The sequence below is a fragment of the Bartonella sp. AP40SXNS genome (assembly GCF_042195825.1).
Classification (GTDB): domain Bacteria; phylum Pseudomonadota; class Alphaproteobacteria; order Rhizobiales; family Rhizobiaceae; genus Bartonella.
This window is the reverse complement of record NZ_JBHIPB010000003.1, coordinates 204,905-228,076: the sequence shown is the minus strand read 5'-3', so window position 1 is coordinate 228,076 and position 23,172 is coordinate 204,905. Positions and strand designations below refer to the sequence as shown.

Genomic DNA, 23,172 nt, shown 5'->3' with positions numbered 1-23,172 from the left:
AAACATTGTGTTAAAACGCCCCCAAGCAATCGCCCCCCTCAACCACAGCGCAAAGCATTCAGCATATCTTTGAAAGCTTTACACTGTGATACGTTGGATTTTTGCGCCACAACGAGCCAATTTTTCTTCTAATCTCTCAAATCCACGATCAAGATGATAAACACGATTGACGATTGTTTCTCCCTTTGCTGCCAATGCTGCAATCACAAGAGAAACAGAAGCACGCAAATCCGTCGCCATGACAGGAGCCCCTTGCAAATTCTCTGTTCCATAGACAGTTGCCGTCTGCCCATCAAGCTTTATCTGTGCTCCTAAGCGATTGAGTTCTTGAACATGCATAAAACGATTTTCGAAAACCGTCTCTGTAATATGCGCGATTCCTTCAGCCCGTGTCATGAGCGCCATGAATTGCGCTTGGAGATCAGTTGGAAAAGCAGGATAAGGTCCTGTTTTAATATCAACGGGCATAATTTTGGTGTTCTTTGGATTTCGCTTAATATGAATTCCTTGAGGTTCTATTTGAATCTCGAGTCCTGTTTTTTGGAGCACCTTAAGCACTTTTGTGAGATGATTAGGATTTGCATTTTTAAGAAAGACATCTCCTCCCGTCATAGCAACAGCCATTGCATATGTTCCCGCTTCGATTCGATCAGCAATAACGCGTACTCTAGCACCGTTGAGTTTTTTAACCCCTTCAATTGTAAGCGTTGTTGTTCCTTCACCGGTTATTTGAGCCCCCATAGCATTCAGGGTTCGAATAAGGTTTGTCACTTCTGGCTCACAAGCCGCATTCTCAAGAGTGGTTGTTCCCTTTGCCATTGTCGCCGCCATCAGCAGCACATGGGTTCCACCAACAGTGACTTTAGGGAAACGATAGCAAGCACCTTTTAACCCCCTTGGCGCTTTTGCATGAACATATCCATTTTCGATAGTAATCTGTGCGCCTAAAGTTTTAAGTCCCTCAAGGATAAAATCGACAGGTCTTGTCCCGATAGCACATCCTCCAGGAAGCGAAACATAAGCCTCTGCGCATCGTGCAAGCAGAGGTCCAATAACCCAAAAGCTTGCACGCATTTTTTTCACCAGTTCGTATGGTGCCCGTGTTGTAGCTATTTTTTGCGCCGTAAAATGAATTGTTCTTGAATTCACGCATTCATCGTTAAACTCTTGTCCATCAACGGCATATCCAACACCATGATTATTGAGAATACGAATAAGCAATTCAACATCGGCCAGATGCGGAATATTTTCTAAAGTGAGCGTTTCTTCTGTCAGCAGCGCCGCAATCATAAGAGGCAATGCAGCATTTTTTGCCCCAGATATAGGAATTGTTCCTTGAAGTTTTTTTCCCCCAACAATTTGAATAGAATCCATCGTGTTTTCCCTCTTTTCCTTTGTGCCTGCCCTTCCAAAGGATTGTCCCCCTTCGGGAAGTTATGCTTTATTAATCGTTTTAGAACGCATTCTAACTATGAGAACAAATTATTGAGAAGTTTGGTTGCAAAAATTTACTAAAAAACATTTTTTTGCATTTTAGAGCTTTTTGCATTTTAGAGCTCTGGTTGTGCTCTTTTTCGGCTTTGCTCTTTTCGACGTTTTAGGTTTTGACGCAATTGTTGTGCCAATCTTTCTTGACGTCGTTTTGCTTTTTCATCTTGATGATTAATTTCATTTTGTTTTTGTTTTTGATGCATTTGTGTCATTGCGCAACCTTTTAAACAGTGTTGAGCTTCTATCCAAGCAACTCATTTAGATATTTAAGCATATAAGAAACATATGTCATGACATAAGATACGTTTTCTTGCAAGAATATACAAATGTTCTCTTGCCTATTTTCTGACAATATGGCACAAGACAGCGCAAAGATTGAAAAGGGCTGCGGTAGCTCAGTGGTAGAGCACTCCCTTGGTAAGGGAGAGGTCGAGAGTTCAATCCTCTCTCGCAGCACCATTTTATTCTTCTTTTGCCTCTCTCTTCTGGCCCTTATAAGTCTTCCCTATAAGCCTAAATCTTTTCCCCCAACCTTCATCGGCTTCATCAAATCCTCCATCCTTTAAACCATGCGCTTCAATAGCCTCAAAATCAATAGCTTCAAAATCAATGGCTTCAATGCCACACTTAATCTCTAAAATGCCTTACGAACGGCTTTTGAAATTGACCGCCCCCCAAAGAATATCCCACCCACCCCCTTGCCTCCCCTTGCCTCCCCCCTCTTTCCTTGCCTCCCCCCTCTTTCCTTTCTGTAAGATTTGCCCTATCCTTCTCTTTACCAAGCCTCACTATTGCAACAGCTCTTGGCACTTGAGACGATATAAGCATTTTTATTTTTTCAATATTTTATTTCTTGAATATTTTTCCCCACAAGCTCACCCTGTTTGTAATATGCAAACAAACGATTTTACTTGATTCAATATAAGAGCGTCTGAATAAGAAGGGTTGAAATAAGAACATCTCACACTATTTCGGGCTCTCATTGAAATTCAAATTAAATCTCAATAATGAATTATTATAAACTCATTGTTTGAACATATCCCATTGATACCTTTATCCGCCCCAAAACGAATAATCTTATCTTTCTAGCCTCTCTATCCATCTCAAGCAACACAAGCATTCCCTGTAAAATTAGAATAAGCTTCATCGATCCTATTCGTCATTTACAACAGATCTAACAGAGCCATTTCCAGAACCTCCTCTCAATTCCTTTCCCATTCTCCCCACCCCTTACCAAAAGCAAAAACCAAACAGTGATAAAATCCCCCTCAATAAAGCTTTCACTAAGCCACCCCACGCTCGCATATGCCAAACATCCCATATGACAGGCATCTCATATGACAGGCATCTCATATGACAGGCATCCCCATATACTAGACATCCCATATGGCAGAAAATTGAGAGCCCGCCTTTTCAAAGAAGATCCCTCATTACCAATTTTATACACTATGGTTTTCCACGTGCTCTAAGCCTCCCTCTTTCAACACGCATCTTTTTTATACGAATACTTTGATTGATACGGATAGCGTTATTCGTCTTGCATAAGAGCCCCAAGAGCGAAAAGCTCTCTCCCTCTGTTCTATTGAAATCAATCACCCCTCTTCGCTTACACTTCACAAGCAGAAAGATCCGTATGGCGTAAAACTTTCCAAGAAAAGCATATCTCTTCGTAAAAAGCCTCCCAGTAAACGAGATTATGAATCGTCTCAAGAGCTACAGCCCATGCCGCAATTTTGGCAACGGCCCCCCAATAGTACCAACTTACTTTTTCATAAAGTAAAGATAGGGTGTGCAATGTTTATAATCTCTGGGGGGTATAATCTACGGACTTTATAATCTACGGGGCTTGACCGTTATACCCCTCACGATATTATTCACAGGTGCCAGTATGAAATTTACGAACGCCAGGCATGAAATGGGTGTGAAATGAGCTTAGAACGAGATATCTTTATTAAAACAAGTGCGTGAATGTACAAGAACAAGTATATTTCATTTGGAGTATTTTGGATATTGCCTACTCTCCCCACCCTAGGACAACCATTTTGGCTACAGATCCCCTTATACTTTCTGCTGTCATACCTCCTCCAATAAGCTAAAACCCCACATATGCGGGGTTTTAGCCAGTACCACACCTTTACTTATACACATTATGATCATAATAACCATTTTTATTAAATACGTTTTTACGTATATTTTCAACACAAAAATAACACATATTGATTTATTTAACAGAAATCAATTAAATATTCATGATAATCATTAAAAGTTAAAATGATGAAATTATTATTCAGAACGTACGTCATAATATTTATAACGTTTTTTTCTGTATTCATATTATTGGGTTGTACTCAAGTAAGCGACCTTGCTGAATACGATAGGCTTTACCAAAAATATGTCCATGAAAATTACACTCCTTTAGCATATTCTCAGAAATTAGAAAAAGCAAAAAAAGAGGTAGAATATTTAAAAGCGTATATGGAATGGACTGTAGACATACCCCATGACAAAAGTCAATTTTGGAGGCATTTAATAACATTGCCCAGTAATCCTCCAGAATTCAATATTTTTAAACATTATCACATATTGCTTGTTTTTTGTGGACGTTTTTTTGATTTATGGCAAGGTGATAAAACGATGCCCACACTTACCTTTAACGACTTACCAACAAGACTGAAGGATTTTAAAGCTAACGGGATGAAATACAGGAAAAATTGGGATTACATAGAAAATATTTTCCTCAAAGCAAAATTTGAAACAAACTTTGATGATCCAATGTTTGCGTACGCAGAAAAACTTTTGGATTCCCCTAATGGCATTAGTCGAAAAGAACAAACTCTCCAGACAGAGCTGCTCATCATAGGCAATGAACTCACTCGTTTTAGAAACACAGCAACAATGTGCGTTATGGCTAGAGAGGTATACCTTGCCATGATGCCCAAAGAAAATGTAAAACCGCCCGTAAGATATAGCACTTTTGAAAAATGGAAGCAGTATTTAAAAAATCTTTAAACGGACCATAAAACGCCTTTCAAAATACTTCTAAAGAACCATTAAGCCCCCCTTACAATGACTATAATCAGGCACAAAGAGGGTATAAAAAACAATGTTAATTAAACAGTCTTTATTGAGAAGCGTCTTAATTATCGCTCTTTTAACAATGCATCTTTTTTATTCTTCAAAGGGATATACTCATTCGAATGAAGTGTTCTCTTCAAAAGAAATTACAGAAAGAGAGAGATTCTTCCGCATTTTCCTTGTTAATGGAAGTCGCTGGTGGGAAGAAAAATTCTACCAAATTCTCTGGATAGAAAAAACATTTTTTTTGGAAAACAAGCAGCAGTTATCGCAACCGCTCTATGAAAAACATGTCAATATAATAAAAAAATGGCAGAATATAATCAAAAAACGACATCATGTATTTAATACTCTGTGCACCCTTATAGAATTAGAAATAGATGCAATGCGACATGTGAATGAAGCAAAACACTCTCATGAGCATACAGATCTCTCAAACCTTATGAAACACATAGAGACATATCAAGAGCGTATAGCTAAAAACAAGAAAGAACTTGAGAAACTTGATCATGAAATTGAGATCTTATACAAAGTTATCATAGAGTATACAAAATTACCATAAACTTTGATCTATTCATTCCATAACTTTATGAAAAGTGCTTCTCAAAGGGTCCCCTGTATTTTCAAGCGTTTTGAACTATCTATCGCCACCTTTAGATACAGAGTGCCAAAGTACAGTAACGTTATCATACAATTTGTTGTATTTTACCAACACAAAAATAACACATATTGATTTATTTAATAGAAATGACTTATAAAAGCTCATCAGAAACAAACGACAATAAATACCTTATGTTTAAACACTTTATTTTCTTCGCTATCGTAATAAGCGCTGTTTTATTTACGCATCATACAACGAGTGGATGTACAACAGATGGTCTTTTTGTTGGAAGTACTTCTCCGATCAATTGTATTTCAAAAGAATATATAAGACAGAAAATAAAAAAGAAGCTATTAGAAAAAGAACGCGAAAGAGAATGGTTAGAGCTTGAACAATTTTCTGTTAGCGCTTGTCTAGGTGGAAAATTTCCTGTTTATTATGGCGTTTCTATTATCGATTGTGTTTCAGAGGAAGAACTAAAACAAAATCGTCTTAATCAAAATCATTTTAATAATGAAATTAATATAATGAACTTATTCCTGCAATGGTTTATCGTAGCATTCGTAATAACAACGATAATGTCTGTTCCCATAAGTTTACTTTGGCGTTTTAGATTTAAGGTTCCTGCCTGTTTATTTACAATAATGACAACCTTGGCTATTATTGCCGTCCCTTTTACATTTGATTTATCGTCTCTCTTTTAATCTATTTTTGTAAAAAATATTTCTAAAATATTAAAAACACCCTGCATTTTTAAGCGTTTTGAACTGTATCTCCTCTCATTTAGATACGGTATAATCACTATAGCCATTTTCATTAAACATGTTTTTGCACATATTCTCAACACAAAAAACAACACATGTCGATACATTCAAAAGAGATCAATTAAACGATCTTATAAAATAAGAGCAATACACAAAGTGGCTGTATTTAATGATAGTAAATGAAGACGATTATTATGGAATTCTTGGTGTAAGCTACGCATGCAACGATAAACAGATAAAATCTTCTTTTCGTAAATTAGCTCTGCAATACCACCCTGATCATAATTCTAGTACCGAAGCAGAACAAAAATTCAGAAAAATTTGTGAAGCCTATGAAGTTCTTAAAGATCCTCAAAAGAGAGCTGCTTACAATCAGTTCTATCATGAAACTTTTAAAGATAATGACAAGGCTTCTGAAAGTAATGAATACGAAAAACCTACAGCAATTGAAATAATTATATGGTTATGGAAAACACAATACAGAATTATGACTTTTTTAACAACAATATTTATTGCTATTTGTTTTTTCATAACAATGATAACAGTGTTTGGATTTCAACTTTAATAGTCAAAGTGCTTTTGAAGAGCTTTAAAAGCAACCCGCAGCGAATTCACAAGGCATCATTATCCTTGATCTTCTATAACAAGGTAGTGTAGAAAAACATAAAGATTATAATGTCTCTATTCGTTCTTTTCTTATTCTCCCGTTTCCTCCACCCCTCTATTTTCTTCCACAACCCGCCCCCCAACCTTTCCCCCAACAAGCCCGCTTGATTCCACACAGACTTTTTCTCATGCCCCTAACATCCTTTTCCATATCAGCTAATAAAATCTCCAAGCCCCCGCAAAGCTCTTCCCCTCAAGAACGAAAGCATAACGCGCACCATTGTCTCTGCAATAAAAAAACACTTGCCCATCATTGTACTCCCCCAACACTCACCACAAAAGCACCCAGAAGCTCCCCGTTGTCCCAATACGTCTAAACAAGCTTTAACGACCTCCCCCATCAAACACCTCTTTCCATTTTTCAGCATGCTTTACGTATCATTCCAAGCTCCCTACTTGCGTGCCGCAAAAACACAAAAACCGGCTCTTTTCCTCCTTGAACGTGCCTTTTTATAAGTTGGAACCTGTCTGTACTGCTGCTTCTCTTCCCCCTAAGCCTCATTTTGTTCTCCAGCATGCTTTCCGTGTCACTCCAAGCCACTGGATAACGACCTGCCCCCTCCATTGTCTTTTCCCCCCAATGAACCAGCCGGCACCCCCCCCCAAGCGCCCGCAATTCCCCATATATAGATTCTTTTCTTCATGCCCCCCTTTTCCATGTTGGCTAAGAAAATTCCCGCAAAGCTCTTCTCCCCAAGCGGCGCCCCTAAGCTTCCCCCCTAGACGAAAGCATAACGCGCACCATTGTCTCTGCAATAAAAAAACACTTGCCCGTCATTGCCGCTCCCCCAGCACTCACCACAAAAGCTCCCAAAATCATGCCACCATATCTCTAAACACTTGGCCTTACTCCCATTCTCGTTTTGCCCTCCGGCATACGCCTTGCATGCGCTTCAAGCTCCCCGCTTTTACCCCCCCATTGTCCCAATATGCTTTCACATTCATAGCCAAGCTCTTTGTGCTCCCTGCTTCCCTGCGCCCCCTTGTTTGGCCCCCTCTTCCAACATATGCTTTGCTCTTTTCCCCCTGAATTTCTTTTTTATAGAACTTTGCCTCTCCTCAACGCTACACAAGATCCCTTTCTTCCCCTCTTGCGTCTCATTCTTGCTTTGCCCTCCAGCATACGCCTTGCATGCGCTCCAAGCTCCCCGCTTTCTCCCTCCTTCAAAGCAATTTCTGTTCTTATATGAAAACCTGTCTCAACCGATTTAATTTGCTGTACCATCTTCTCCAACGCCTCATTAAAACGGCTAATTTCATTTTCAAGTTTGCAAATATAGGCTTCATCACGATAAGCCCGTTTAATCAAAGGTGGCATATTTGGCCAATAGAGCATTAAATCCACCCATTCGCGTTGAGAAATCCATAACCCTCCTTGACATTGTGCTTTATGTTCTGCTGGAAAGCCCTTTTGCATGAAATGAGGAATTAAAATTTCAGGTTTTTTTGTTTTAATTTCCAACAATCCATTTTTTCCCACAAAAGCATCGGGAGAAAATCCTTGTCCGCGATCATCAGCCAAAACAAAGCCAATACATTTAGGTTCTGTATGTGTCAGTTTCCCATAAAGCTGTCGCGCGCTTGGTTCTAATTCAGTCCCACGTCGCATAGAAAGTGTTGTCCCTTCATCAACGGTTTTTCCTGTAATTCTTTCTCCCGCCAATTTCATCATCACACTCTGATAGCGTGACGTTTTTTGCCCTTGTTTTGTTCGTGCCATCACCATCTCAAACAACGAAGCCGTAATCAAACCATTACGCACTTGCTGCCATTCCTCTGTTCCTTGAATACAATCGATAATGATTGGCATGGTATTTCTCTCCTTAATCTTTAAAGTGCTTTTTTTTGCAACATATTCTCTTTGAAACATTCATATCTTTTAAGATGCATTCCCCACTAAGAATGACAGCATCCTTAAATATTGTGCTGCTGAAATCACAAAAGCTGTTGGAAACGCCCCCCCAACATCCCTCCTCCCCACAAGTTTCTCATCCCCTCCTTTCCCATATCAGCTAAGTCCCTCCCAAGCGGCGCCCTCCCTAGACGAAAGCATAACGCGTGATATTTTCTCCCCGATAAAAAAAACCTTGCCCGTCATTATCTCCCTAAGGCTCAACACAAAAACGGTCAGAACCGCGCCCCCATAGCGCCTTCCTCTTCTTCCCCCTCAAACACCTTCCCCCATTTCCCAACATGCTTTCACATTCATATCCAAGCTCTTTGCACTCCCTGCGCTCAAAGCTCTCTGCTTTCCCCCCTCCCTCAACACTCTACTCTTTCCCCCTACACAAAGCTTTTTTTAAAGATTGACATCTCCTCAACGCTATACGGCTGCCCCCCTTTTCCACACCTCATATCTCCCCTCCAGCATATGCCTTGCATACGCTTCAAGCTCCCCCCAACATTCGTTCTCCCCACAAGTTTCTCATCCCCTCCTTTCCCATATCGGCTAAGTCCCTCCCAAGCGGCGTCCTCCCTAGACGAAAGCATAACGCGCACCATTGTCACCGCAATGAAAAAGCACTTTGGCCCATCATTGCGGCGCTCTCCCAGCACTCAAACACAAAAGCACCCAGAAGCCCCCCCCCGTTGTCCCAATACGTCTAAACAAGCTTTAACGACCTCTCCCGTCAAACACCTCCTTCCATTTTTCAGCATGCTTTACGTATCATTCCAAGCTCCCTACTTGCGTGCCGCAAAAACACAAAAACCGGCTCTTTTCCCTCTTGAACGTGCCTTTTTATAGGTTGGAAACCTGTCTGTACTGCTGCTTCTCTTCCCCCTAAGCCTTCATTTTTGTTCTCCAGCATGCTTTCTGTGTCACTCCAAGTCACTGGATGATGCCCTGCCCCACCCATTGCCTTATCCCCCCCCCAATGAACCAGCCGGCAACTTCCCCCCACACAAGCGTCCGCAATGCCCCATATATAGGCTCTTTTCTTCATGCCTCCCCTTTCCCATATCGGCTAAGAAAATCCCTGCAAAGCTCTCCCCCCCAAGCGGCTCCCCTAAGCTTCCCTCCCAAGAACGAAAGCATAACGCGTGATATTTTCTCCTCAATAAAACCCCCACTTGCCCCTTCGGGTGTTCTCTCTTTCAACCCTGCTATTGCACGACGGAAAAATCATAGCGGAGATATTCTTCCGCCAATTTTTTTGCCATAGACAGCGCCGCTTCTTGCGAGATAAAAAGAAGAGCGTCGTGTTTTTGTGGTTCGAGTCTGATTAAATTTCGCATATTTCCAGCATAATAAAGTGGAATCCCTCGATAAGAAGTCTTGAGATAACTTGTCATGTTTACCACCAATAATCTGTCAAGACATCACATGGGCGTAAACGATGCTGTTTTTCATAAGAGCCATAGAGATTATCTTCATAATCGCACGCCGCTCTTTCATTTAAAAAAGCATGATACGCTTCACTATTCAAAATGAAGGGCTGCAATTGTGTATTTTCTTCATTTATTTCATGATTTTCGACATAAAAATCAGCGATTTGTTCCGTAACATCTTCAGCATAAGAAGTTGTCAGATCGAGTCGTAAAACTCTATAAACAGTTTCATATTCTTCAATCAGTTCGAGCACTTCTTCGATTTCGTCGATTGGTCCTTCATAAGTACAAGGATTTTCCTCTTCGCATAAAACGACAATGATTTCATCCTCTTTAACGAATGAAATATTTTTCATGATTTCCCCCTTTAGATAGTTGATAAAGCATAGCCTTGTCTTGACAAGACTAAATATAGCGTTAGTCTTATATCCTCTATAGGAGAGATGTCAACCATTTTATCCTTCATAAAAGATATATTTTAAATATCTACGGGGTTCAAATGACATATGTAAAGAAAAATCTATTATTCTTTGTTCCTCTCATGCCCCTTTGTTGTTCTCTATTTGTTCTTACAAAATTGCAATTATAAACACACAGGAGAGATAAAATGAGTGACATAATATTAATAAAATACTGGAGTCGCCTTGACACAAAAGCACAGAAGGAAGTTATTTTGAAGCTTCGTCAATTGGCCGCCGCAAAAGAGTCAAAATCGCCTGTCTCTCTTGCGGAGAGAGTTTCGAAATAAGCTCTATAAATTCTTTATCTTCAGGGCTAGCCCCTTTCCCGTAAAGAATATAATTCATACTGATATTAATTTCGTGACAAATTCGCGAGAGAGATTCGATTGTTGGTTCTTTTCCTTCAGAAAGAATAGAATGAAGGTACCCCGCGCCTTTACCGGCAGAGAGAGAGATAGATCTTTTTGACCGCCCACTTTTTTCCAAAGCGGTCTTTAATCTTTGACGCCAACCATCGATATTCATAATTTCACCATATAGCGCGTCTTTTTAAAAAAACACGTCCTTTTTATAAAACGGGCTTGCATTATCCTCTAAAAAGGATAAAATTAAGGAAACAAATTTTACTTTTTAGGGGGAATTTTCTATTTTTAGCTCATAAAAACACTTTAACCACCCTACAGGATACAAAAGACCACCTCCAAAGCTTCTGCCCAAAAGAAAGTACGTTGAGAATGTGCGGTATTCTTTATTTTTTCCATCACCGCAATCTTAAATCGTAAGTTTGCATGCGCTTCAAGCACAGCCAATCATTTATAAGCATCGTAAAGAAGCCTCTCGTCATCATCGAACAGAGCCAAAAGCAACACAAGTTAAATCCTTATTTGAGCTTTTATCATCAATAAAAATGTATAAAAAAGAAGAAAGTAGATTGCAGTATGAAACACGCTAATCAACAAGAAACTCCTCATTATGAATCGTCTAGGCTTCCATATGTTTGTTGGTATCAAAATGACTTTCTAGGAGGTGTACGTGGGATGCGCGCACACGAAATTGGAATCTATACGATTCTTCTCAATGAAATGTATGCCCGTGGCCGACCTTTAGAAATATCGAAAGAACGTTTAGCGCGTCTTTGTGGTTGTGACAAGCGAACTTTTGTTAATGTTTTAGAGATGCTCATCCAAGAGGGTAAGATTTTAAATTTAGCCAATGGATTATGGAATAAGCGTTGCGAAAATGTTTTTCAAGAGCGTGAAAAATTGCTTGAACAAAAATCCTTTGCGGGTCGTTCTTCGGCAAAAAAACGCAAGAAAATCAATGCAGAGATGCAACAACTGCTTAACGAAAGTCCAAAAGATGTTGCACAAAGCTCAAAAGCTCAAAAGGCAGAAGAAAAGGAAACACCTTACGGTGTTTTAGAAAAGAAAATTTTGTTTGATGAGACAGAACCTTGTTTTTCCTGCGAAGAGAGTTTTGAACAAAGCGATCATCCATCACCCTTATCGGCTCTTGATTCACCTCTCCCTTCTCCTCCACAAGAAGAAGCGGAGCAAAAAAACGCCTCCCCTTTAAACGCTCCCCAAGCGGAGTTCACTCCCGCCCCTATCGCGCAAATTGTCACGGGGGAAAAAACAAAATCCGCCACCACTCTTCCCCTCAGCAATCTTCCTTCCTCCATTCCTCCTTCTTCCAACAAAAAAACCACAGCCTCAGTTGCCAAAGGGTACCGTCTTCCTGAGCATTGGCAAGCAGACATCAAGGCGGCAGTTTCAGAAGGCTTGAGTGAAAGCCAAGCTCTTTGGCAAGCCAAAAAATTTCGCGACTATTGGAAAGCCAAGAGCGGCAAAGAAGCTCTCAAAGTAGACTGGCAAGCCACATGGCGCAACTGGTTTCGCCGTGAGATCGAACGGCAAGAACAGCAAAAACAGGGAAGCTCCTCATCTTTTACCTCTGAGAACAACGACACGCTTTACCGCAGTTTGATCAACTATAGCGACAATTTTTGACATCACAAAAACAACGTATTTTTCAAGCACGCGCAGGGATAAAAACGTTTCAAAATCACAATAGCATCGGACAAAATAACACAAAACAAAGGGCGGCAAAACAACAATGAAATAAGCTCTTCACACCGTAAAACGCGTCAACATCACCCATTTTGCTCTCATCACAAAAGCGTTTTCCCCATGCAAAGGCCCCACACAGGCATCCCAACACATGCCCCAACAAGGTATCCCAAAACAGGACTCCAAAATGCACCACACTCTCACAGACATATCCACCCCACCTTCTTGCATCCTTCCTCCTTTCCGCTTTCCTCCTTTTCTCAAGGTGCCACTTCCCATGCTCTTGGCAAGCAGACATCAACAGAGCAGCTTCAAAAACCTTCAATGAAAAGCAAACTCCTTGGCACTCTCCCTCCCACACAGGCATCCCAACACATGCCCCAACAAGGTATCCCAAAACAGGACTCCAGAATGCACCACCCTCTCACAGACATATCCACCCCACCCTTCTTGCATCATCCACCCTACCTGCTTCCAACGCGCCCCTCTCAAAGGGCACCACCTTCCTAAACCCTTGGCAAACAGATACCAACACAGCCATTTCAAAAACTTTCAGGATAGAGCAAGTCCCGCACAAAAAAGGACCGCATAGCACAAAACCTTTCACCATGTGATCGAACAACGAGAACAGCAAAATAGAGTCCTCACTTCTCACATCTGAAAAAAACAACAATAATATCACGAATAACCATGAGCACAATTTTTGAAATCAAACAAAAACTTATCTCACAAGCAGATAGAATAGCAGAAATGCTTCTTCCCCAAGGGCACAAACGAGGCAACAATTGGATTGTAGGCAACACACGTGGTGAGGCAGGTCAAAGTTTATCGATTTGCCTAAGCGGCAGTAAAGCAGGACTTTGGTATGATTTTGCAGAAAGCACAGGAGGAGATCTTTTAGACCTTTGGTGTGAAGTCAAAGGCATTAGTCTCTCTCAAGCCTTAGAAGAAGCACGCGCGACTCTCAATCTGACACGCCCCAAACCCTTTATGGCGCCCCATCGTTCCTATCGCCGTCCACCGGTCCCTACAGGGCGCCCCCCGCAAAATCTTGTAAAAACCTATCTCCACAAAGAACGCCACATTCCTTTAGAGATTATAAAGCGTTACCGCATAGGAGAAGATGGCGAAAAAATCATTTTTCCCTTTTATAAACCCGACGGCACCCTTGCTTTAGTCAAAGAACGGCTTGCACAAACGGGAGCAAAAACAAAACCAACAGCCTCCCAATGTGAACCGATTTTGTTTGGCTGGCAAGCCCTTTGCTCCACAACTCCAGCCGCCACGCAGGCACCTCAACACACACCCTCAACCAACCCAACCGCCACGCAGGCGCCTCAACACGCACCCTCATCAAACCCAGCCGCCCCACAGGCGCCTCAACACGCACCCTCATCAAACCCAGCCGCCCCACAGGCGCCTCAACACGCACCCTCATCAAACCCAGCCGCCCCACAGGCGCCTCAACACGCACCCTCATCAACCCCAGCCGCCCCACAGGCGTCTCAGCACGCACTCTCATCAACCCCAGCCGCCACGCAGGCGCCGCAACACGCACTCTCAACCACCCCCCCAACCGCCCCACAGGCGCCTCAACACGCACCCTCATCAACCCCAGCCGCCACGCAGGCACCTCAACACGCTCCCTCATCAACCCCCGCCGCCACGCAGGCACCTCAACACGCTCCCTCGTCACCCCCCACCACCACAAACGCGTCTCAGCACGCTCCCTCGTCACCCCCCACCACCACAAACGCGTCTCAGCACGCTCCCTCATCAACCCCAGCCGCCACGCAGGCGCCTCAGCAGTCCCCCTTAATGGAGCGCGCACCGTTTCCCATTTTTTCTTCAACAAACCGTACCATTGTCATCACTGAAGGAGAAATTGATGCACTTTCCTTAGCCGCCTATGGATATCCGGCGGTTTCTGTTCCCTTTGGAGGAGGCAGTGGAGGAAAACACAACTGGATTGAAAATGAATTTGATCATTTAGAATCTTTTGAAACGATTTTTTTAGCCACCGATATGGATCCGCCCGGAGAAGAAGCAGCCCGTGAGATTGCCAGCAGGCTTGGACGCCACCGTTGCTACCGTGTCCGTTTACCCCTTAAAGATGCCAATGACTGTTTAACCGCAGGGATCGATAAAGCCACCATAAAAGCCGCCTTTTCCTCAGCACAAAGCTTTGCACCAGAAGGTTTACGGCGCGCCTCAGACTATAAAGACAAAGTCATCGGACTATTTTGGCCAGAGCCTGAAAAACATCTTGGTTATACGGTTCCCTATCCTAAACTGAAGGATAAAGTGCATTTCCGCCCAGCAGAATTAACGCTATGGAGCGGTGCGAGTGGTGCAGGTAAAAGCCAATTATTATCAGACTGTATTCCCCATTGGATTGCACAAAAGAGTCGCCTTTGCTTAGCGTCTCTAGAAATGAAAGGAGAACAATCGCTCCGCCGTTTAACCAAACAAACGGGCGGCTTAGAACAGCCTACAAAAGAGACGATTGAACGGATTCTTCATTTTTTAGACGAAGGGCTTATTCTTTATGAACATGTTGGCAAATCAAGCGTTGACACCTTGCTTGAAGTCTTTGACTATTGTCGTGCGCGCTATGGCTGCGATCAATTTATCATCGACAGTTTGATGCGGCTTGGCATTGCCTCTGATGATTATGCAAGACAAGAACAAGCCGTTTATAAAATGGTTGATTGGGCTGTTTTAAACAGTGTGCACATCCACCTTGTCGCCCATGCCCGCAAAGGCGGTCTGGATAAAGATATCCCCAGCACAGAAGACATTAAAGGCGCCTCAGAAATTGGTGCCAATGCCTTTAACATCATCACCATTTGGCGCAATCGGTCGTTGGAAGATAAAATCTTTGCCGCCTCTCTCGCACAAGAAAAAGCAGATTTAGCCAAACGCCCAGGTGTCATTATGAATATTGCCAAACAACGTTCTGGTGATTTTGAAGGCAAAATAGGGCTTTGGTTTGATCCCCAAACTTATCGCTATCGCTGTTCTTTTGAACAATCATTCCCTCGACGTTATCTGTAATGCCCCATAAACCCCACTCTCTTTAAAAACGCCTCCGCTTTCAAACGCGCACGTCTTGCTCCCACAGAAACAACAGGAAGGATCAATCCACAAATGATGAAAAACACCCAATCCTTCGCGAACCAAAGCCTGCTCAACCCTAGATTCTCTGCTCCCAGACGGAAACAAAAAAAGATCGCTCCAACAACGGCGCAAAACACCACCCCCTTCAATAACCACAAACAACGCGTCACCACCCCATCTCGCCGCCCCCTCATATGCAAAATCAAGAACCACTCCAACAGTGCAGCAAACACGATCCCCATCAAGGACAGGAGTCCCCATGGTATGTCCATATTCTCCATCCCCAAAAGAGCTAAAAAAAGGACGACTCCTAAAATGCCTTAAAACAGCACTTCCTTCAAAAAGAGGGAAACACCAAAAATACAATAAAACGCCTCCGCTTTCACACGCGCACGTCTTGCTCCCACAGAAACAACAGGAAGGATCAATCCACAAATGATGAAAAACACCCTCTCATTCGCGAACCAAAGCCTGCCCAACCCTAGATTCTCTGCTCCCAAAGGCAAACAAAAAAAGCTCGCTCCAACAACGGCGCAAAACACCCCCCCCTTCAATAACCACAAACAACGCGTCACCACCCCATCTCGCCACCCCCTCATATGCAAAATCAAAAACCACTCCAACAGTGCAACAAACACCAGCCCCATCAAGGACAATAGTCCCCATGGTATGTCCATATTCTCCATCCCCACAAGAGCTAAAAAAGGACGACTCCTAAAATGCCGTAAAACAGCACTTCCTTCAAAAAGAGGGAAACACCAAAAATACAATAAAACGCCGCCCGCCACCACGAAATATCGAAGCGCTTGGAAACCTTATAAGTACTAATAACGACAACAATAAAAAGGTAGGAAAATACCAACAACAGCAAAAAAACAAATCGTTCGACATCACATACCCCTCACAGCAAGCCCATTAAAGATCACACCCATGGAGAAGAAAACACCCCCTACTTTAAGAACCAAGCCCATAGAACACGCGCACGCCTTGCTCCCTCACAAACAAAAGGAAGGGTAAATCCAAAAATGAATAAAAACACCCTCTCATTCGAGAACCAAAGCCAGCTCAACCCTAGATTCTCTGCTCCCACACGGGTAAAAAAAAGAATTGGTGCCAAAATGCAGGAAAACAGCACAAAATTCAAAGCACGCAACGACCTCTGTAAAACCGTATCACTTTGCTCGCGTATAAAGAACCCCAAGAGCACTTTTAACAATAAAGACAAGAGCAAAACCTTTAAGAATACCGCCCTTATGCTATCCATATCCCTGACGCCCACAGCAGCAAACCACAGGATAAAGCCCATCATGCAACAAAACATAACCGCCTTTAAGAACACTTGCCCCGCCACAGGCATACTCTTGACGCCCAGATGCACCAAACCAAGGACAGTTGCAAAAATGCAAGAAAACACCGCCCCCTTTAAGAGCAGCTCCCCATCAACAGCGCGCCTGCCCACGCCCACATAAACAAAACCAAGGTAGGTGGCAACAACGCCATAAAGCACCACCCATCTCCAAAACATCCACCCTGTAACAGAGCGACGCTTTGCTCCCTTATAAATAAAAACCAAGGCCAGAGCAAAAAAGCAGAAAAACCAAGGCAACAGCCAAAACATCACATCGTTCGACATCAAATACCCCTCACAGAAAGAACATCAAAGATCACGCCCGTGGAAAAGAAAAATGCTCATTCTTTTTAAGCCCCCCAACAGTACACGCACACACCGTACCCCCTCCAAAACAAACAAAGGAACGAATCCAACACTGCTCACAAACACCCCATCGTTCAAGAACCCCCCATCGTTCAAGAACCAAAGCGTGCTCCAGCCCATATGCTTGGCTCCGTTATACGCCAATCCAACAACAGCTCCAACAACGCCACCAAACACCAGCCCCTTAAAAAACATGTCCCGCGCAACCACCATACGCCCCGCTCCTTTATTAAGCAAAAATCAGAGACCATGCCAAAAATGCAACAAAAGATCAATCCTTTGCAAAGAATGAAAGCCTAAAACCAAGACGCTTTGCCCCTAGACAAATAAGCCCAAGGATAAGACCAAAGACAACGCCAAAAAGAATGTTAAAGACCCACTTTTTTGAAAACCACAACCAAGTCAAACCAAAGTGCTCAGCTTGCCCATAAACAAACTTAGAGACAGCGATAATAATGAAGCTCAACGCCAAATTTTTTAAAAAAGCCTTCCTTGTAACCCCGAAAAACCTCATTGCCGCATAAATAGAAACAAAGACAAGAGCAACAAAGCAGAAAAACCCCAACCACTGCCAAAACATCACATCGTCCGACATCAAATACCCCTCTCAGAAAGAACATCAAAGACCACGCCCGTGGGAAAGAAAAATGCTCATTTTTTTAAGCACCACCCCAACAGTACACGCATACAGCGTACCCCCTCCAAAACAAACAAAGGAACGAATCCAACACTGCTCACAAACACCCCATTGTTCAAAAACCAATGCGTGCTCCAGCCCATATGCTTTACTCCCACATGTGCCAACCCAACGACAGTGCCAATAATACAAGAAAACACCACCCACTTGAAGCACCACACCCCACGCGATATCCATTTACCCCGCACCCTCATAAGCAAAACCAAGGACAGCGCCAGCAATGCAACAAACACCGCTCCTATTACTAAAAATTCCCATGATATATCAAAACGCTTTACTCCCTTATAAGCAAAGCCAAGAACCACTACAGCAATGGCGCAAAACACCACAGCCTTGAAAAACACGCCCCACGATACAGTTCTACTGTTTGCTCCCACAACAATAAAACAAAGGACAGCTCCAGCAATGCAAGAAAGCTCCACCCCCTGCCAAAACACCTCCCACGTAATAGCCGGTCGCCCCGCATCTTCATAAGCAAAACCAAGGACCATGCCAACAACGCAGCAAAACGCCAGCCCCTTTAAAAACATGTCCCGCGCAACCACCATACGCCCCGCTCCTTCATCAATAAAAATCAGAGACCATGCCAAAAATGCAGCAAAAGATCAATCCTTTTCAAAGAATGAAAGCCTAAACCCAAGACGCCTTGCCCCTCTATAAATAAGAGCAAGGACAAAGCCCAAAAAGACATAAAACACCCACTTGTTTGAAAACCACACCTGAGCCAAACCAAAATGCTCAGCTTGCTTATAAATAAAATCAGAGACAGCAGCCAAAATGAAGCTCAACAATACCATCTTGAGGAACAAACCCTTCGTTACACCACGCCGCTGCATTACTTCATAACCCAACATAAGGAAAATACCGGGAATGCCATAAAACGCCATAGCTCGTAAAAATACGCCCCACGTCATCCCCAACGCCTTCATTTCCACATAAACAGCCACAGAGACATAGGCCACAATACAGCTAAACACCAATCCCTTCAGAGACAAAAGCCCGCGCGCCATCACTCACCTCCCTCATCAAGTCACTCAAAAAAAATATCCACAATGCGACAAAACCCCTCTCTTTTCAAGGCTCTAAAGCCAAATCATAACAAGATGCTTTACACCTCTATAAACCAGCCCAATGACAAAACCCAAAAGGATACCCTCACGGGATTAAGAACCAAAGCCAGCGCCACCCCATGCGTTCAGCAACCGTATAAACAACATGAGATCCCCGCCAATAAAGCCCCCCAAACCCCATCCTCTTAAAAAAATTTCTTCCTTTCATGATCCCTCAAATACCTCCCCACATAAATAGAAATAAAGCCCCCAAGAGGCAGAAAAACATCAACCATGGCAAAAAACCAAATCCTGCGACATCAATTCCCCCCACAGCAATAAAATCAGAAAGAATGCCCATCATGCAACAAAACGCCCATCCTTTAAAGAAGCCAGAACCACAAAGAGAACGACACACACCACTCCCACAAAATCCCTCGCACAGCCCCCGCAAAATCCCCGCCCCCGTATAAATCTCTCGTACAAACAAATGACAGCAGCAAAAGAAAACCACCACCCCACACCCTTTTGAAAAACGTCCCCTCACGCAACAAGCAGATATAAAAACCTATTCCTCAACAAGCATACAACAGCACAATCCCGTTTCTTTGCATAAACATGAAAGAATCAAAATTAAAATTTTTAAGGAGATGCTATGAGCCATCAAGAGAAAAAAAACATGCAAACCTGCCCGCTTGATCATCAAAATCAAGGAAAGCACATTGGTCATTTAAAGACGCAAGAAATCCCTGTAGAAACGCGTAATCCTTATTTTAAACCCAATCATCCAGAAAGTTCCAGTAACCCGCGCACGATTAAAGCCATTGCCAATGCACAAAGCCATCCCATTGCCCTTTTATATGCCAAAGGACATCTCAGCAAAGCCCAATATAAAGCGGCAGAACGTTTTTATTTTTACTGGCGTCAAAGCCAAGCCGATCTCCACATGAGCCTTGACTACACCCGTGAAAAGGTTGCCTGTAGCCAAGGGTACACACAGCCCATTGAACGTCAAATAGCAGCCTCCAATCAATTAAAAACCATTAAAGTTCAACTTGGTATTCTTGGCTATTCTCTTCTTGAGCGGGTTATAGGCCACGGACAAGCGATCAAAGAATTAAGTTCTTCAAAACGCAAACAAAACTCCCTTGCCGATCATTTACGAGATTGTTTAGACTTGCTCGCATTTCATTGGGGATATGCAAACCATAAACATTTTGAATAATCTCCCTCGCCATTTTAAGCGGTCTCCCATCCTTCCCGCTCCCTCTATAAGCCCTTTCCCCCACACACGAGCTCAACCATCCAGCAGCTCTCGCCCCTATTTCCATCACCTTGCCCCCACCCAAAAGGACAATACTTCACCCCCCTCACACATACTTAAGATACACCCCACACTCTTAAAAACAAAAATCCTTCCCCCATATCAATCCTATAATCATGGGGGCTTTTAATGCATTTTTTATTGAAGAATATTCTCAAAATGCTTGCATGCATCATAATATTTTTAAATATAGTTTAATTAATATCGAGTCTTAAAATAAATATTCAATTGAAAAAAGTATTAAGTTTTAATGCAAAATGACAAAATTTTTTGTAAAAAGTATTTTTTATATTGCTATTTTTTCAATTCTCTGCTAATTATAATGTGTTAGATTCTTTAAGTATGTTTTTTTGTATTTAGTACGGCCTTTTAAATTTATTCTTTTTTGACACGTCCTGCGAGTCAATGTTAGAAATTCTCCTGTTTTTTTGAGTCCTCTGATTGAAAAGGGGGCTTTTTTTATGACTGTACTTTTTTATAACTGTATTGTCTTCAATCACTTCCTTATGAGCTTTGTGATATTTCTCTATAAGGTCTACCCGCAAAATAGATCATTCTTTTGTCAAATTGACTGGCGTTCCATTCTTAAAGAACAAAGATTCTTAACTCAATCTGATTTACAAACAGCTTGGATACACTTCCCTCTTGGCTTCCATTCCCTCTTGGCTTCTATTCAGGGTTTTCCGCTAAACTCAAGGCGCAACAGAAGATTGCTCTGTCTCAAAGATTCACCACGCCCCTAAAAAACACTTAAAACATATCCCAAAAAGCTTGCTTCATATCACCAAACCTTAAAGGATAGTGTTTTACGGTATAAGCTGTTTTACACCATAATAGAATGACTAATATTTGATGATATTCTTTATCGTATCACACCAATAGGCTGATGTATAATCACAATCAATTGTTCTTCAGATTAAAATTAAGAGAGCAGAATATCGCAAGATTCTCTTATTTATGTTGAATCAATCAACACCTTGTCTTTTCCACATTACAAACATAAGAGACATATGAAATAAAGCACTTCAAAGATTTCAAAGATAAAGAATCAAAATGCCTCTTATGAACACGCTCAAGAGCCAAAGGCTGTCATCACATGAGGTGAGAATAGTATGATAGTGCTGGCTTTCCCCTTATGAGAATTTAAAGAAGGGCTTATCCACTTCACAAGAAATTTCTCCATTATCAGATTTACCAATATCCCCAATCACCAATATAATTGTGATGATAAGATCACATAATATTTTTAAACAAGTACGTAAATGCGCTACACAAATATATTCTATTTAGAACATTCTATTTTACGTGAGTCGCGTAAAATCCCATTAAAAAGTAAAATCCCCCATTAAAAAATAAAATCCCTATGAGAAAAAATCTAAGGCGTGAGAATAAAAACATAAGACAAGTATGATTCCATTCAGCTATTGCTCTTTAACCGTTAAACCGAATAAAAAATAGATTCGGAAAGTATGTTAATTTTCCTAACTTAAGAGATAAACTAAGAATATAGACAACATCTCTCCTAACATTCCCCTTTTTCTAGCATCGCGTAAGAATCAAAAATTATACAACTTATTTTGTCATATTATAACGCACTGTTTTTTTAAGACGCTATTGAAGCAGTTAAAACAATTGAAGTGTTTAGCCAACGCCATTAGCAAAGCTAAAAAAAACAAACTGTTGAAAAGCCGTGCATATCTTGTGTAAACACAAAAAAAACAAGAAAAAGGCACAAAAATATCTCAATTTTTATAAAAATACTCAGCGTCTTTTACGATTGTATTGACGAACAACCCTTATCCCATAATCATCTTAAATATTGAGAATAAAGAATGAATAGCCCTCGCAAATACAGCAACCTATCAATATAAAATATAAAAACAAATTTTTTTGTTATCTCTGTTTCTTATGGAATATGCCTTTCCCTATGAATGTACTTTGGCCTCCAAAGAGTACATTCAATCCATGGAAAGGATGCACTCTAGCCTTCAAAAAGAGTGCATCCTTCCCCTCAAGGGATACCGCCAAACCCTCATGAGGCAGTATCCAATCTATAGAGGATGCACTCTAGCCCTCAAAAAGAGTGCATCCTTCCCCTCAAGGGATACCGCCAAACCCTCATGAGGCAAGTATCCAATCTATAGAGGATGCACTCCAGCCCTCAAAAAGAGTGCATCCTTCCCCTCAAGGGATACCGCCAAACCCTCATGAGGCAAGTATCCAATCTATAGAGGATGCACTCCAGCCCTCAAAAAGAGTGCATCCTTCCCCTCAAGGGATACCTCCAAACCCTCAAAGGAGGCATCCAATCTATGAGGATGCACTCTAGTCCTCAAAAAGAGTGCATCCTTCCCCTCAAGGGATACCGCCAAACCCTCATGAGGCAGCATCCAATCTATAGAGGATGCACTCCAGCCCTCAAAAAGAGTGCATCCTTCCCCTCAAGGGATACCTCCGACCCTCAAAGGAGGCATCCAATCTATGAGGATGCACTCTAGCCTTCAAAAAGAGTGCATCCTTCCCCTCAAGGGATACCGCCAAACCCTCATGAGGCAGTATCCAATCTATAGAGGATGCACTCTAGCCCTCAAAAAGAGTGCATCCTTCCCCTCAAGGGATACCGCCAAACCCTCATGAGGCAGTATCCAATCTATGAGGATGCACTCTAGCCCTCAAAAAGAGTGCATCCTTCCCCTCAAGGGATACCTCCGACCCTCAAAGGAGGCATCCAATCTATAGAGGATGCACTCTAGCCCTCAAAAAGAGTGCATCCTTCCCCTCAAGGGATACCGCCAAACCCTCATGAGGCAG

25 protein-coding genes, 1 tRNA gene and 1 pseudogene are annotated in these 23,172 nt (G+C 42.2%); 8 read left to right on the top strand and 19 right to left on the bottom strand.

Translation table 11 applies throughout. The features are described 5' to 3' along the window. Window positions 1–78: 78 nt before the first annotated feature. Window positions 79–1,374, bottom strand: a complete 1,296-nt coding sequence (murA, locus tag ACFILZ_RS03725; protein WP_375610853.1) for a UDP-N-acetylglucosamine 1-carboxyvinyltransferase — start codon at window positions 1,372–1,374, stop codon at window positions 79–81. Window positions 1,375–1,550: 176 nt separating this feature from the next. Continuing rightward, entirely contained in the window at window positions 1,551–1,703 is a 153-nt protein-coding gene (locus tag ACFILZ_RS03720; protein WP_375607050.1) for a hypothetical protein, read from the bottom strand. A 172-nt stretch (window positions 1,704–1,875) separates the two neighbouring features. On the opposite strand from ACFILZ_RS03720, the gene ACFILZ_RS03715 reads away from it, so the two are divergent. Continuing rightward, window positions 1,876–1,950: transfer RNA gene (locus ACFILZ_RS03715), tRNA-Thr, on the top strand. A 1,147-nt stretch (window positions 1,951–3,097) separates the two neighbouring features. On the opposite strand, the gene ACFILZ_RS03710 is transcribed toward ACFILZ_RS03715, so the two are convergent. Further along, window positions 3,098–3,286: a hypothetical protein gene (locus ACFILZ_RS03710; protein WP_375610854.1), complete on the bottom strand. Its 189-nt coding sequence runs from the start codon at window positions 3,284–3,286 to the stop codon at window positions 3,098–3,100. A gap of 476 nt (window positions 3,287–3,762) precedes the next feature. Between ACFILZ_RS03710 and ACFILZ_RS03705 the strand changes: the two genes are divergently transcribed. From ACFILZ_RS03705 to ACFILZ_RS03690, 4 genes and pseudogenes are all read left to right on the top strand, one after another. Next, entirely contained in the window at window positions 3,763–4,500 is a 738-nt protein-coding gene (locus ACFILZ_RS03705; RefSeq protein WP_375610855.1) for a hypothetical protein, read from the top strand. 94 nt (window positions 4,501–4,594) lie between these two features. Then, a complete protein-coding gene (locus ACFILZ_RS03700) occupies window positions 4,595–5,128 on the top strand; it encodes a hypothetical protein (protein ID WP_375610856.1) in 534 nt (177 codons plus the stop codon). A 185-nt stretch (window positions 5,129–5,313) separates the two neighbouring features. Beyond that, complete coding sequence (locus ACFILZ_RS03695) at window positions 5,314–5,871, top strand: hypothetical protein (RefSeq protein ID WP_375610857.1); 558 nt, start codon at window positions 5,314–5,316, stop codon at window positions 5,869–5,871. A gap of 229 nt (window positions 5,872–6,100) precedes the next feature. Further along, window positions 6,101–6,340, top strand: a pseudogene (locus tag ACFILZ_RS03690) (DnaJ domain-containing protein); the annotation flags it as partial. Window positions 6,341–6,749: 409 nt separating this feature from the next. On the opposite strand, the gene ACFILZ_RS03685 reads toward ACFILZ_RS03690, so the two are convergent. The 6 genes from ACFILZ_RS03685 to ACFILZ_RS03660 form a co-directional block, all read right to left on the bottom strand. Further along, entirely contained in the window at window positions 6,750–6,938 is a 189-nt protein-coding gene (locus ACFILZ_RS03685) for a hypothetical protein (protein ID WP_375610858.1), read from the bottom strand. Between the two features lie 698 nt (window positions 6,939–7,636). Next, complete coding sequence (locus ACFILZ_RS03680; RefSeq protein WP_375610859.1) at window positions 7,637–8,407, bottom strand: lambda exonuclease family protein; 771 nt, start codon at window positions 8,405–8,407, stop codon at window positions 7,637–7,639. Between the two features lie 841 nt (window positions 8,408–9,248). Continuing rightward, the gene (locus ACFILZ_RS03675; RefSeq protein ID WP_375610860.1) at window positions 9,249–9,542 is read right to left on the bottom strand and encodes a hypothetical protein; all 294 of its coding nucleotides are present in this window, start codon (window positions 9,540–9,542) and stop codon (window positions 9,249–9,251) included. A gap of 160 nt (window positions 9,543–9,702) precedes the next feature. Then, window positions 9,703–9,891, bottom strand: a complete 189-nt coding sequence (locus ACFILZ_RS03670; RefSeq protein WP_375607058.1) for a hypothetical protein — start codon at window positions 9,889–9,891, stop codon at window positions 9,703–9,705. A 2-nt stretch (window positions 9,892–9,893) separates the two neighbouring features. Then, a complete protein-coding gene (locus ACFILZ_RS03665; protein ID WP_375607059.1) occupies window positions 9,894–10,283 on the bottom strand; it encodes a hypothetical protein in 390 nt (129 codons plus the stop codon). Window positions 10,284–10,595: 312 nt separating this feature from the next. Beyond that, window positions 10,596–10,913 (bottom strand): XRE family transcriptional regulator, encoded by a 318-nt coding sequence (locus ACFILZ_RS03660; RefSeq protein ID WP_375607060.1) that lies wholly within the window; start codon window positions 10,911–10,913, stop codon window positions 10,596–10,598. 413 nt (window positions 10,914–11,326) lie between these two features. Here ACFILZ_RS03660 and ACFILZ_RS03655 point away from each other — a divergent pair, with 413 nt between their 5' ends. Next, window positions 11,327–12,397, top strand: coding sequence for a YdaU family protein (locus ACFILZ_RS03655; RefSeq protein ID WP_375610861.1), 1,071 nt, complete (start codon window positions 11,327–11,329; stop codon window positions 12,395–12,397). Between the two features lie 120 nt (window positions 12,398–12,517). On the opposite strand, the gene ACFILZ_RS03650 is transcribed toward ACFILZ_RS03655, so the two are convergent. After that, window positions 12,518–12,688, bottom strand: coding sequence for a hypothetical protein (locus tag ACFILZ_RS03650; RefSeq protein WP_375682340.1), 171 nt, complete (start codon window positions 12,686–12,688; stop codon window positions 12,518–12,520). A gap of 90 nt (window positions 12,689–12,778) precedes the next feature. After that, complete coding sequence (locus ACFILZ_RS03645; RefSeq protein WP_375610862.1) at window positions 12,779–12,949, bottom strand: hypothetical protein; 171 nt, start codon at window positions 12,947–12,949, stop codon at window positions 12,779–12,781. 198 nt (window positions 12,950–13,147) lie between these two features. On the opposite strand from ACFILZ_RS03645, the gene ACFILZ_RS03640 reads away from it, so the two are divergent. Next, window positions 13,148–15,514: a toprim domain-containing protein gene (locus ACFILZ_RS03640; RefSeq protein ID WP_404977393.1), complete on the top strand. Its 2,367-nt coding sequence runs from the start codon at window positions 13,148–13,150 to the stop codon at window positions 15,512–15,514. On the opposite strand, the gene ACFILZ_RS03635 is transcribed toward ACFILZ_RS03640, so the two are convergent. From ACFILZ_RS03635 to ACFILZ_RS03600, 8 genes are all read right to left on the bottom strand, one after another. Then, window positions 15,491–15,838: a hypothetical protein gene (locus ACFILZ_RS03635; RefSeq protein WP_375610863.1), complete on the bottom strand. Its 348-nt coding sequence runs from the start codon at window positions 15,836–15,838 to the stop codon at window positions 15,491–15,493. The two genes, ACFILZ_RS03640 and ACFILZ_RS03635, sit on opposite strands and share 24 nt — an antisense overlap. Window positions 15,839–16,030: 192 nt before the next feature. Continuing rightward, a complete protein-coding gene (locus ACFILZ_RS03630; RefSeq protein WP_375610864.1) occupies window positions 16,031–16,243 on the bottom strand; it encodes a hypothetical protein in 213 nt (70 codons plus the stop codon). Window positions 16,244–16,526: 283 nt separating this feature from the next. Continuing rightward, window positions 16,527–17,210 (bottom strand): hypothetical protein, encoded by a 684-nt coding sequence (locus ACFILZ_RS03625; RefSeq protein ID WP_375610865.1) that lies wholly within the window; start codon window positions 17,208–17,210, stop codon window positions 16,527–16,529. A gap of 24 nt (window positions 17,211–17,234) precedes the next feature. Beyond that, entirely contained in the window at window positions 17,235–17,504 is a 270-nt protein-coding gene (locus ACFILZ_RS03620) for a hypothetical protein (protein WP_375682339.1), read from the bottom strand. 58 nt (window positions 17,505–17,562) lie between these two features. Next, window positions 17,563–17,886 carry a hypothetical protein gene (locus tag ACFILZ_RS03615; RefSeq protein WP_375610867.1) on the bottom strand — a complete coding sequence of 108 codons (324 nt, stop codon included), beginning with the start codon at window positions 17,884–17,886 and terminating at the stop codon, window positions 17,563–17,565. Window positions 17,887–17,942: 56 nt separating this feature from the next. Beyond that, a complete protein-coding gene (locus tag ACFILZ_RS03610) occupies window positions 17,943–18,578 on the bottom strand; it encodes a hypothetical protein (RefSeq protein WP_375610868.1) in 636 nt (211 codons plus the stop codon). Window positions 18,579–18,593: 15 nt separating this feature from the next. After that, window positions 18,594–18,998, bottom strand: a complete 405-nt coding sequence (locus ACFILZ_RS03605; protein WP_375610869.1) for a hypothetical protein — start codon at window positions 18,996–18,998, stop codon at window positions 18,594–18,596. Window positions 18,999–19,272: 274 nt separating this feature from the next. Next, window positions 19,273–19,455 (bottom strand): hypothetical protein, encoded by a 183-nt coding sequence (locus ACFILZ_RS03600; RefSeq protein ID WP_375610870.1) that lies wholly within the window; start codon window positions 19,453–19,455, stop codon window positions 19,273–19,275. A gap of 237 nt (window positions 19,456–19,692) precedes the next feature. Between ACFILZ_RS03600 and ACFILZ_RS03595 the strand changes: the two genes are divergently transcribed. Next, window positions 19,693–20,262, top strand: coding sequence for a hypothetical protein (locus ACFILZ_RS03595; protein ID WP_375609327.1), 570 nt, complete (start codon window positions 19,693–19,695; stop codon window positions 20,260–20,262). Window positions 20,263–23,172: the final 2,910 nt, after the last annotated feature.

Coding starts and splice junctions, on each gene's coding strand:
- murA (WP_375610853.1), bottom strand. CDS start 1,374: ATGGATTCTATTCAAATTGTTGGGGGAAAAAAACTTCAAGGAACAATT.
- ACFILZ_RS03720 (WP_375607050.1), bottom strand. CDS start 1,703: ATGACACAAATGCATCAAAAACAAAAACAAAATGAAATTAATCATCAA.
- ACFILZ_RS03705 (WP_375610855.1), top strand. CDS start 3,763: ATGATGAAATTATTATTCAGAACGTACGTCATAATATTTATAACGTTT.
- ACFILZ_RS03700 (WP_375610856.1), top strand. CDS start 4,595: ATGTTAATTAAACAGTCTTTATTGAGAAGCGTCTTAATTATCGCTCTT.
- ACFILZ_RS03695 (WP_375610857.1), top strand. CDS start 5,314: ATGACTTATAAAAGCTCATCAGAAACAAACGACAATAAATACCTTATG.
- ACFILZ_RS03685 (WP_375610858.1), bottom strand. CDS start 6,938: ATGGGGGAGGTCGTTAAAGCTTGTTTAGACGTATTGGGACAACGGGGA.
- ACFILZ_RS03680 (WP_375610859.1), bottom strand. CDS start 8,407: ATGCCAATCATTATCGATTGTATTCAAGGAACAGAGGAATGGCAGCAA.
- ACFILZ_RS03675 (WP_375610860.1), bottom strand. CDS start 9,542: ATGAAGAAAAGAGCCTATATATGGGGCATTGCGGACGCTTGTGTGGGG.
- ACFILZ_RS03670 (WP_375607058.1), bottom strand. CDS start 9,891: ATGACAAGTTATCTCAAGACTTCTTATCGAGGGATTCCACTTTATTAT.
- ACFILZ_RS03665 (WP_375607059.1), bottom strand. CDS start 10,283: ATGAAAAATATTTCATTCGTTAAAGAGGATGAAATCATTGTCGTTTTA.
- ACFILZ_RS03660 (WP_375607060.1), bottom strand. CDS start 10,913: ATGAATATCGATGGTTGGCGTCAAAGATTAAAGACCGCTTTGGAAAAA.
- ACFILZ_RS03655 (WP_375610861.1), top strand. CDS start 11,327: ATGAAACACGCTAATCAACAAGAAACTCCTCATTATGAATCGTCTAGG.
- ACFILZ_RS03650 (WP_375682340.1), bottom strand. CDS start 12,688: ATGCAAGAAGGTGGGGTGGATATGTCTGTGAGAGTGTGGTGCATTTTG.
- ACFILZ_RS03640 (WP_404977393.1), top strand. CDS start 13,148: ATGAGCACAATTTTTGAAATCAAACAAAAACTTATCTCACAAGCAGAT.
- ACFILZ_RS03635 (WP_375610863.1), bottom strand. CDS start 15,838: ATGGGGACTCCTGTCCTTGATGGGGATCGTGTTTGCTGCACTGTTGGA.
- ACFILZ_RS03630 (WP_375610864.1), bottom strand. CDS start 16,243: ATGGGGACTATTGTCCTTGATGGGGCTGGTGTTTGTTGCACTGTTGGA.
- ACFILZ_RS03625 (WP_375610865.1), bottom strand. CDS start 17,210: ATGTCGAACGATGTGATGTTTTGGCTGTTGCCTTGGTTTTTCTGCTTT.
- ACFILZ_RS03620 (WP_375682339.1), bottom strand. CDS start 17,504: ATGGTGGTTGCGCGGGACATGTTTTTTAAGGGGCTGGTGTTTGGTGGC.
- ACFILZ_RS03615 (WP_375610867.1), bottom strand. CDS start 17,886: ATGTCGGACGATGTGATGTTTTGGCAGTGGTTGGGGTTTTTCTGCTTT.
- ACFILZ_RS03605 (WP_375610869.1), bottom strand. CDS start 18,998: ATGGCGCGCGGGCTTTTGTCTCTGAAGGGATTGGTGTTTAGCTGTATT.
- ACFILZ_RS03595 (WP_375609327.1), top strand. CDS start 19,693: ATGAGCCATCAAGAGAAAAAAAACATGCAAACCTGCCCGCTTGATCAT.